Origin of the sequence: Desulfotomaculum sp. 1211_IL3151 (assembly GCF_036763075.1) — a bacterium.
Classification (GTDB): Bacteria; Bacillota; Desulfotomaculia; order Desulfotomaculales; family Desulfotomaculaceae; genus Desulfotomaculum.
On sequence record NZ_JBAIYV010000028.1, the window covers coordinates 41,193 to 51,047 of the forward strand.

Consider the following 9,855-nt stretch of genomic DNA (forward strand, 5'->3'; position numbering starts at 1 on the left):
ATCCCGGTAGAACACCAGATTCAAACAGACCATTAGAAAAACCAGAGCCATGGATTTATACCGAAACGGAATTCCGCTTCCGTACATAATGGAAATGCCTGGCCACGAAAGCGAAGCAACAACAAAAACGTTTTATGCTTTCGCTACCGTCGATATGCTACATGACGCAATTTCTAAATCAAATCCAGAAATCGCCAACGATAAGCCACAATGGAAAAATCGGGAAATATTATCGCGCCTTTACAGCTTTAACTAAACTATCATAAAAACTATGCCGAATTTTTCAAAGAAAAACTAGTGACACAGCACCTTTTAATATTTTTCGGCATAGTTTCTTTTTCAACATAGTCGCTGCTATCCTGAATTCGACATAACAGCGATAGGGGAAGTCAGTATACCAGCAGTGCTTACCGTAATGTATTAGCCGTTATGGTGCAGTACAGAGCATGAGCAACACAGGAAAATGCTTTGATAACGCTCGGATGGAGTCATTTTTTGCCACCTTAAAAAAAGAAAAGATTTATAAAAGTTAAAACAGAGACACTGAGCACGGCTACAGTTAAAAGCATGGTGTTCCGATTTATAGAAATTTATTATAACTGCAAAAGGATTTACACTACCAATGAGGGCTACCCACCGCTGGTTAAGCGTTCTCAATATTATGGGGATCAGTTAGCCGAAGCAATATAAATTTTAGTAGTTAAGGTTTTGCCCCTAAAAACCGTCGCAAGACCGCTTCTCATTATATTTAATAAGGTTCGTCAAGGTCAGGTAGTATTTTTTTAGCAAAACCCTCTAAAAAATCTCCACCTTACCCTTGACTTCACGCAATGTAATTTTTATCAACATTAGGATAATCTTGGGCATAAATTTACGGGTTTAGGGACTAAACTGAATTTGACAATTACATTTTTAGGTTACACATTCTGCAGGCGATACATCCAAAACAAGCAAGGCGAGTTTTTCAATGGTTTCACGCCAGCAGCCAGCAAGAGTTCAGGGCAAGAACTGCGAGACCGTATACGCAATATACGTATGCAAAACAAGGCTGTGTCCATAGAGAAGCTAGCAGAGATAGTTAACCCTGTAGTCCGTGGATGGTTTAACTACTTCTCAAAATACGCCCTTGGCGTAGCTAAAAGACTCCTTATTTACGTAAATCTTACTCTAGCATCAGATGGGTTAAATCAAAATACAAGTCAATGAAGGGAAACATGCTAAAGGCAATGAGATTCCTTAAACGCATCGCTTTAAGTAACCCAAATCTCTTCTACCACTGGTAGATAGGCCTTGTGCCTGCGATTAGATAACAAGAGCCGAATGAAGGGAGACCTTCACGTTCAGTTCTGTGAGAGACTGGGGGTGAAACTCCCTCGGTCTACTCGACCTATAAAAGATGGCATACCATTTTTGATTAGATAATGGTATGCCATTTCATGATATCTAATATTGGTAATTTACGCCGATTAAACGGGAAAAAGAGTCTGGCTACTTCAAATTATTAGTCAACTAGTGTAAAACATATTTAGTAGCGAAAATAATACGTTCATTCAAGTTATGGGTTTAGTAGATTGATCAGAGTAATTTCAAAAATAAATTAAATAAAGGAGGTGAAATAAATGGATTGTGGTACCGTTTGCATTGTCATGTGTGCAGCAGGTTGTATGAGTGGATGCAATCTAACATGTAAAACCCAATCTACTAGCTCCGGTTCAAGCTATGGATCTGGAACTTCAACAATTGCAGCCGCTGTTACCGGTTCAATGAGCACTTAGTGTAAATAAGGTGAGTATTTCATTCGTCCACAACTGGCCTTGTGGGCGAATGGATGCTTTACCCATAATTATGTTTTTTATCTAGTAATTATACCGATAAAATATAAAAAAGTAAAGCGGAGGGCTATAATGAAGAAGGCGTCTTTCCTTACCTTCTACACTGAAAGTGGTAGTGAATACTTATATGATAGTAATAATGGAGCTGTTTTTCCAATTAATAATTTGATAAAAAAAGCCATAGAGCTGTACAAATATAAAAACATTGAAGTGGTGCAAGAGGAATTATCAAAGGAGTTCCCTGATGATTCGGTAAATGGCACCTTGAGTTTTATTGACAGATGGAATCGAAATTTCAATGGTCTTTATATGACAGAAGAAGAATCAAACAACAGTCAAAAGAATTTATTTTTGGAAAAGGATATTCAAAATCTTATTTGCTCCGGCATGTTATATCAACTTATAATCAACCTAACTGAAGACTGTAGTCTAAGATGTAAATACTGCTATCTATCAGAGACATATAAGTATACAAGAAATAGAACAAAAAATAAAATGTCTTTTGAGATAGGTGCTAAAGCTATTGACTATCTCTTTAATATACTTGGGCCTGTATCCAGGAAAATCCCCTCAAAGAGGGCTGCCATAACATTTTACGGTGGAGAACCTCTTTTATCATTTCCAACGATGAAAAAATTAGTAAATTATATCAACGAAAAATCACCTGTACCTATATATTATAATATTACAACCAATGGACTACATTTAACGGATGAAATATCCGATTTTTTGGTAGCAAATGAGTTTAATATTTTAGTTAGTCTCGATGGAGATAAAAATGAGCATGATAGAAATCGAGTATTACCCGATGACAGGGGTTCTTTTCATATTGTCTATAAAAACCTTAGACGTTTTCAGGAGAGATTTCCAAACTACTCTAAGATCTTGCTTGCCGGTGTATATGACTATAAGACTGACATAATAACAAATGTAAAATTTTATGAAAAAAATAAACTGCCTCTAATTGCGGTGTTGAGTGCAGTTTTAAATATTAATACAAAGTATTATGAAACAATAACCGATGAAGATAAAATTAACTTTCATAGGCAAAGAAAAATACTAGAAAATGATTACTTTAATATCAAAAAGAAAGGCGGGCTACCATCTAATTATCTTAGGGCTTTTGTTGAAACTAACCTAATCCCTATTATTCTTAGGCAGAGGATACATGACCTTCCAAAAGCATTTGTACCGTATACAGGTACATGTATACCAGGAATGAAATTTAGTGTAAGAACTGATGGTACATTTGATATATGCGAGAGGGTAAATTCAACAATACCCATAGGTAATGTGGAGACAGGTTTTAATTATAGGGCCATAAACAATATTATTAAAAATTATAATGATAAAATTACTATGAACTGCCATAAATGTCTGATTAGAAAAATATGCCCTCTTTGCTTTGCACAGTGCAATAAAGAAAGCGATTTTCAGTTACCAAAAGGCTGGTGCACTATGTATAAGGAACATATTATGAAGTGTTTTTCAGATGTCTATTCAGTAATTGAAGTACGCGAGGATGCTTTTAAAGAACTCGAAGAAGTAACAAGATCTTCAATAAACAACTTGTTGTTTAATTAGGAGGTAAATAAAGATGAGTTTTTTTAGGTTTTTTACTGACTGTCATTATGTATCGGGTTCTATGCTGGGTGCTATTTACGACTTATCACGTAACAGAGTAATAAGTCTATCTAAGACGGAAACGAACATAGTTGAACTTTGGCTAGAAAATCAAGAAGTTGAAATGGTTGAAAAAAATAAAGGAACAATGGCAAAAGAACTCTTAACAAAGTTTATAAAAGAGGGATTTGGTCAACTATTTGATACCCCAGTTGTGGTAGAACCTTACTATTTAAAATGCAAGTACGAATTGAAAGGACTTTTAGAATCTCCGCCAAATTTAAGCGTCGCATATATTCAACTTTCGGACAATTGCGACGGTAAATGTAAAATATGTAAAAACAGTTCATACTATTATTGGCAGGGCTGTAATTCTTGTATTAGATGGCCAAGGGGTGGCCAAGGAAATACTCTCGAAGGAAAAGACATCAGTGTTGCTTATGAGCATTTAATCAATCTAGAGGTAAAGACACTCACCTTTTCAGGAGGAAACCCTCTTATTAATTGGCCCGAGCTAGTAGAAGTTTCAAGGAGATTTAGAAAAGTAAACAGTAACTTAAACGTAGTGGTTCATACAAGTGGCTCTCTGATTAATGATCTTATAGTGAAAGAGGCAAAAGAATTAGGTATTACATTTGTTTTTACATTGTTTGGGGAATCGGCTAAAACTTGTAAAAAGGTAACTGGTAATCAAACATTATTTATGTCTTTTAACCAAGCAATTAACTTATGCAAGCAATACGGTGTTACTTATAAGATTTGCTTAATGATAACCCCAGAGAATCGAAAAGAATTTAATACAATTTTGGACTATGCAGAAAAATTAGGAGCAATTCATATTTTTAAAACAGAACTAACATCCCATCCTGAAAAAGGAACACCTTTTGTCTCTGCGCCAAGAGGACAAGAACGTATTAAGCAGGTCGGGATTTTGGAGTATTTTTACAAACGGGATTTTAATACTTGCTTGAATAGGACAATTGCAATATCTTCAAGTGGAGCCATTTTACCATGTCCCTCATGGGAAGAACCTCTAGGAAATATCTCTGACGAAAATAATATATATAATGTCTTTAAGACTGGGCTAATTAATGAAAAATGGGGCTATACAAAAGACAAAGTACCTATATGTAAAGAATGCGAATTCAGATATTCGTGTTCAGATTGTTCCGTGCTAGAATGGGCCCTCAATAAAGATACTTCCGTAAAAGACTTTTATTGCAAATATAAACCTCATTTAGGTCAATGGTCTAATGTTTAGCTATCAAAGCGTGGTATTTTTAGGGGAAGGTAAAAAGAAATGAAAATGATACACATTAGTGGTTTAGAGAAAAACTATGGCAGATTAGAGGTTCTTAAAGGGATTGATATTGACATTAATTGTGGGGAGCTAGTTGGTTACCTGGGGCCAAATGGTTCGGGGAAAACCACTACTCTCAATATAATTAGTGGAATTATTAAACCTGACAAAGGCACTGTAAAAATACTCGGTGCGGATGTTTTATGTGAGTATGAAAAGGTTGGGAGTTCCGTTTCTGTTGTTTTTGAGAACCACGGTTTATACCCTAAACTAACTGCAGGAGAAAACCTAGAGTATTTTGCACGGCTAAAAGGGGCCCCGAAAGGAGTGCTCAGAAAATATGTAGATAATGCACTTTCTTCGGTGGAGTTACTAGAAAAGAAAAATACTCTGGTCTCTACATTTTCAAAAGGAATGATGCGAAGGCTGGCTATAGCGAGGGCGTTAATTCTTGATCCTAGAATATTAATACTCGATGAACCTTTTGATGGCATAGATATAAGTAGTAGGTATTCATTGATCCAGTTATTAAAAAACTGGATTCAGAAACCAGAAAAATGTATCTTGTTGACTTCTCATAGTATGGCTGATATTGAAGCACTGTGTAATAAGCTTGTGATAATACACCAGGGTAGAATCTTGACATCAGATACGATATCTTCTTTACAAGAGAAATGGAACAAAAATAAATATGAAGTCATCGTAAAAGACCATAGTGGGCCATCTAGAATACAAACGATTTTATCAAAGTATTCCAGAATTATTGATCTTGATAAAAAAAATGGGCTATTTATTATAGAAACCAGTGAAAATCCTGCTTTTATTAGTTCATACTTGAAAGAAGAAGGTATACAACATATTGAAATAAAAGAAAAGCACACAAGTCTTGAAGAAATTTATTTAGAACTGGTGGGAAAAAAATGAACAATTCATGGATAAGGTGCTTAAAGGCTATAATATGGAAAGAATCAATCGAGGCAATAAGAACATCTAAGTTAGCTATACCATCTACAATATTATTTGTTGTAGGTATTCAATTAATAAGTGTATATCAAATTATAGGAAAACAACATCTATCTAGCGCTAATAAAGAACTTATACTTGCCGGATTGACTATTTTCATACCATTGATGTCAATAACGTTCTTTGGTAACGGATTATTATTAAAAACAATTCATGAAGAAAGACTTAATAAGACAATCCATGTTTTATTAGCATCGGGTGTCCCTCCAACAGCGTTGTGGGTAGGAAAGTTTCTAGTAGCCTCAACTATTTCATACATAATTTCCGCAATTACGATATCGGGTTTTGTATCAGTTATAAATCTTTTCTTTGGTTATTCCTTTAATATAACCAGTAGTTTATGGCTAATTTTGCTTGTTATAATGCCCTTGTTATCAATTGGTATGTTAGCAGTAGTATCACTACTTTACTGGTATCTTAAAGATGCACGAACACTAGGTAGCATAATTCAAATGGTTGCATTTCTTGGTGTGTGGAATTTTTCTCTAAAATTCGGGTCTAAATATCCTATAAACATGGTAGGGCTTATTTCATTAGTAATTGGTATTTTACTGATTGGATTGTCCTTTACACTTATAAAGTATATTTCTAAAGAGCGTATTGTAAACGTATAGATTTTTTGTGATATGGTTTGTGCAGGCTGACTTTGGAGGACTTTCCCGATTTGCCTCTTGACTTTAGGAGTTAAGAGGCAAAAAATCGCCTGAATCCTTGCTTGGGATACAATGGATTGAGAACGGGTAAATAAACTGGACAGTCTCATCTGTGAATATCTGACGGTCTAGCCTTGCCACTCGTAGATGGTGAAGGATATAGGAGCCAATCTCTTCTTCTCCAAGGAACGGTAGTTTGTATTGTATGGTGATCCAAGAACCTGTAATCGAAGGGTTTCTGTAGGTTGAGGCTGACCAATCAGAAGCACAGTTAAGGGAGAATAGGAGTCAGCGCTTGGTAGTTTAATACAAAACGCAACTCACCCAGCATCCGAACTGAAAGTTCCTGTGCCTCATCAACAATTACTACTGGTTTCACTCCTTTTTGATTTCATTCCAGCATTGCTTGGCTTACCAGACGCTTGTTTTCTGATATTCCCCGTTGGGGTTGAAAATTGATTTGGTGAGGACGTAATAAAGTTCGTGTAAATGGTAATAACTTACATTAAAGGAGTTGACCATTTATGCAGAACGCAAAGTCCAAATTAGTGTCTGAACTGGCCAAAGAATGTAAAAGCATGGATGATGTTCATAACATGTTAAAAGACCTCTTCAAGGATACAATTCAGGAGATATTGGAAGCCGAGATGGAATCTCATTTAGGTTACGACAAACATGATCCTGCGGGTAATAATTCTGGAAACAGTCGTAACGGCTACAATAGAAAGACTGTTAAAACTAAGATGGGTAAAACTGAAGTTCAGGTTCCTAGAGATCGTAACGGGAATTTTGACCCCCAGATAATTAAAAAGTATGAAACAACATCTAATGAACTGGAAGAGCAGATTATCGCTATGTATGCCAAGGGCATGTCTACCAGGGACATTGAAGACCATATGCGGGACATCTACGGCATTGAAGTTTCAGCGACAATGGTTAGCAAGGTTACGGATAAGATTATGCCATTGGTGGCTGAATGGCAAGCCCGTCCATTAGATAAGGTTTATCCGATAGTGTTTCTTGATGCCATACACTTCAAGGTTCGCAAAGAAAACCGTATTGTAAACAAAGCTGCCTATAGTGTTTTGGGAGTAAATATAGCTGGTCAAAAAGAAGTATTAGGTATTTGGATTGGTGAACACGAGTCTGCCAGTTTCTGGCTTGGTGTCTGCAATGACCTAAGAAACCGGGGGGTTGAAGACATTCTAATCGCCTGTAAGGACGGCTTATCTGGCTTCTCTGAAGCTATAAACACTGTATTTCCAAATACCAGGATTCAATTATGTGTAATTCATCAGATACGAAACACAATGAAATATGTTTCTTACAAGGAACAAAGACAAGTCCTAGCTGATTTAAAAACCGTTTACCAAGCTTTAACCTTGGAAGAAGCAGAATATGCCTTTGAGGAGTTTAAAGAGAAATGGGGTAAACGGCACCCAATCATTATTAGGTCTTGGGAGAATAATTGGCTAGAATTAACAACATACTTTGAATATCCGTATGAGCTAAGAAAAATGATATATACTACCAACATCATTGAAGGCTACCACCGGCAGTTACGGAAGGTTACCAAAACAAAAACTGCTTATCCAACGGATGATGCGCTAAGAAAAATCATCTATCTTGCTACTGTAGGTATAGCTAAAAAGTGGACCATGCCAGTCAGGGATTGGAGAAGCTGTGTATCCCAATTAGCGATATACTTTGGTGATCGAATAGAGCCAGCACTGCTGGCATAAATTAAGGGGCTAGTTATGAGTTTACCGCTTTGATTCTCCTGTAGATAGCCATAAAAAGAGAAAGACCGTGAAATCATCACGGCTATCTCAGCAGAATCCCAACGGGCGCTCAGGTTGCTCTCCAGCAGCGCCTTATCCTCCCGGTGAGTAAGAGCCATTTATAGTTTATCCATTGTTTAAGGCAGAAAACCATTTACACTAAATTTTTTACACTCCCGATTTGGTAAAGTAAGTTTTGTAGAACTCTCCCGGTGTTAGTTCAGAGTGGGTAAGGTAGATAAATCGATACCGCGGGATGCATCCATGTTATCCCATACAAAACTCTTTAAGATCTAGTCTTCTTTTCCGATTAATCGACCTTGTTATCTATGATTAATTTCTCCGCCTCTTGGTTATAGTACTTAGATTCTTTGTTCTCCAATTGCTCCTTTGTTATATCATCATCATCCTTAAGAATAACTTGTATGTTTATATCTTTAAGTGCCTTTAACACTAAGTAAGGAGTAGAACTTAATTGTTCAACATCTGAGACAGGTTCAACTAGGCGGGTCTCAACTATATAACTCTTATCTTCACAGGGGACGAGATTTCCACGTAGAAGTGTACCATGTTTTTGCTTACCATATGTTATCAAATAAAGATTATATTTTGCACTAAGTTTCATAACAAATACACCCTTTTTACCACCTTCTGAATCTAACCACTCATTTGCCCCATTCCATGTTATGAACCTAGGTATAATCTCCCCACCTGTATTTATTTTTGTGTCATACTCTATTTTGGAATCTTGTAATATTTTGCTTAATTCCCGATTTAACTCATATTTAGTATATATATTAGTATTATCACTATCACCTAAAGGATAATATAATAAATTCTGTTCAGGCAAGTATAAAAATTGATAATGACCTGCCTTATCCCCGGCAGCTATAAAGAATTCCAAACTATAATAATTTTGTATCTCTGATGGAGAGCCAAGTTTTATTTTCCCATTGCCTGTATTAGTGCTTTTTGAAATCAAGTCAACAATTTTTGATATTTCCTCTTTATTATTACTAATCGTTAGCCTGTTTTCATCTAAACCCAGAGGGCCTAAGGTATACTTTTCTAAAGAAATATTTTCCGAATTCTTTAGAAAACTAAAATCTTCTTTATTCCCAAAATTGCATGCAGTAATAAAAAACAACATAACTGAAAAGAAAAGAATGAGTTTCTTCAAGGTAATCACCTCTTAGATATAAACGCTACAATAAAAGTGAGCCAAAATTGAAGGAAACGCCAGAAAAAAATTGAGCCACTTTCAAGCAAAAACCTGTATTATCAGAAAGTTACATCTGTTGATACAGGAGGTAAAAAGGAGTGGCAATCGAGATGGATATTTACGAAAGAATCCGTTACCTACACGAGCACGAAGGTCTTTCACAGCGAAAAATTGCAACGATTCTTGGCGTATCCAGAAACACAGTTAAACGATATTATGATGGTTCACATGTGCCCTGGGAAAGGGAAGGTACCAGTGGCCGCAGCAGATTTGTTGTAACCGACGACATTCTAAAGTTCATCAAATCCTGCCTAGTCTCTGACGAGATAGAAAACATCAAAAAGCAGCAACACACTGCAAAACGGATTTACGACAGATTAGTTGACGAGAAAGGTTTTACTGGTGGTCAATCAACAATCCG

8 protein-coding genes are annotated in these 9,855 nt (G+C 36.2%); 7 read left to right on the forward strand and 1 reads right to left on the reverse strand.

The window, feature by feature from the left end:
- Nucleotides 1-897: 897 nt before the first annotated feature.
- From V6C11_RS18680 to V6C11_RS07445, 6 genes are all read left to right on the forward strand, one after another.
- Complete coding sequence (locus V6C11_RS18680; RefSeq protein WP_442886050.1) at nucleotides 898-1,206, forward strand: group II intron maturase-specific domain-containing protein; 309 nt, start codon at nucleotides 898-900, stop codon at nucleotides 1,204-1,206.
- Nucleotides 1,207-1,904: 698 nt separating this feature from the next.
- Nucleotides 1,905-3,416 carry a radical SAM protein gene (locus V6C11_RS07425; RefSeq protein ID WP_333530503.1) on the forward strand — a complete coding sequence of 504 codons (1,512 nt, stop codon included), beginning with the start codon at nucleotides 1,905-1,907 and terminating at the stop codon, nucleotides 3,414-3,416.
- A gap of 13 nt (nucleotides 3,417-3,429) precedes the next feature.
- Nucleotides 3,430-4,716: a radical SAM protein gene (locus tag V6C11_RS07430; RefSeq protein WP_333530504.1), complete on the forward strand. Its 1,287-nt coding sequence runs from the start codon at nucleotides 3,430-3,432 to the stop codon at nucleotides 4,714-4,716.
- A 39-nt stretch (nucleotides 4,717-4,755) separates the two neighbouring features.
- Nucleotides 4,756-5,679: an ABC transporter ATP-binding protein gene (locus V6C11_RS07435; protein ID WP_333530505.1), complete on the forward strand. Its 924-nt coding sequence runs from the start codon at nucleotides 4,756-4,758 to the stop codon at nucleotides 5,677-5,679.
- A complete protein-coding gene (locus tag V6C11_RS07440) occupies nucleotides 5,676-6,392 on the forward strand; it encodes an ABC transporter permease (protein WP_333530506.1) in 717 nt (238 codons plus the stop codon). The genes V6C11_RS07435 and V6C11_RS07440 overlap by 4 nt, the downstream gene beginning before the upstream one ends.
- Nucleotides 6,393-6,955: 563 nt before the next feature.
- On the forward strand, nucleotides 6,956-8,173 hold the full coding sequence (locus V6C11_RS07445; protein ID WP_333530507.1) for an IS256 family transposase: 1,218 nt from the start codon (nucleotides 6,956-6,958) through the stop codon (nucleotides 8,171-8,173).
- Between the two features lie 349 nt (nucleotides 8,174-8,522).
- Here V6C11_RS07445 and V6C11_RS07450 read toward each other — a convergent pair whose 3' ends face one another.
- Nucleotides 8,523-9,392 carry a hypothetical protein gene (locus V6C11_RS07450; RefSeq protein ID WP_333530508.1) on the reverse strand — a complete coding sequence of 290 codons (870 nt, stop codon included), beginning with the start codon at nucleotides 9,390-9,392 and terminating at the stop codon, nucleotides 8,523-8,525.
- Between the two features lie 140 nt (nucleotides 9,393-9,532).
- On the opposite strand from V6C11_RS07450, the gene V6C11_RS07455 reads away from it, so the two are divergent.
- Nucleotides 9,533-9,855 (forward strand): helix-turn-helix domain-containing protein (locus V6C11_RS07455; protein WP_333530509.1); only part of this gene is annotated, 323 nt, incomplete at its 3' end.

Coding starts and splice junctions, on each gene's coding strand:
- V6C11_RS07425 (WP_333530503.1), top strand. CDS start 1,905: ATGAAGAAGGCGTCTTTCCTTACCTTCTACACTGAAAGTGGTAGTGAA.
- V6C11_RS07430 (WP_333530504.1), top strand. CDS start 3,430: ATGAGTTTTTTTAGGTTTTTTACTGACTGTCATTATGTATCGGGTTCT.
- V6C11_RS07435 (WP_333530505.1), top strand. CDS start 4,756: ATGAAAATGATACACATTAGTGGTTTAGAGAAAAACTATGGCAGATTA.
- V6C11_RS07440 (WP_333530506.1), top strand. CDS start 5,676: ATGAACAATTCATGGATAAGGTGCTTAAAGGCTATAATATGGAAAGAA.
- V6C11_RS07445 (WP_333530507.1), top strand. CDS start 6,956: ATGCAGAACGCAAAGTCCAAATTAGTGTCTGAACTGGCCAAAGAATGT.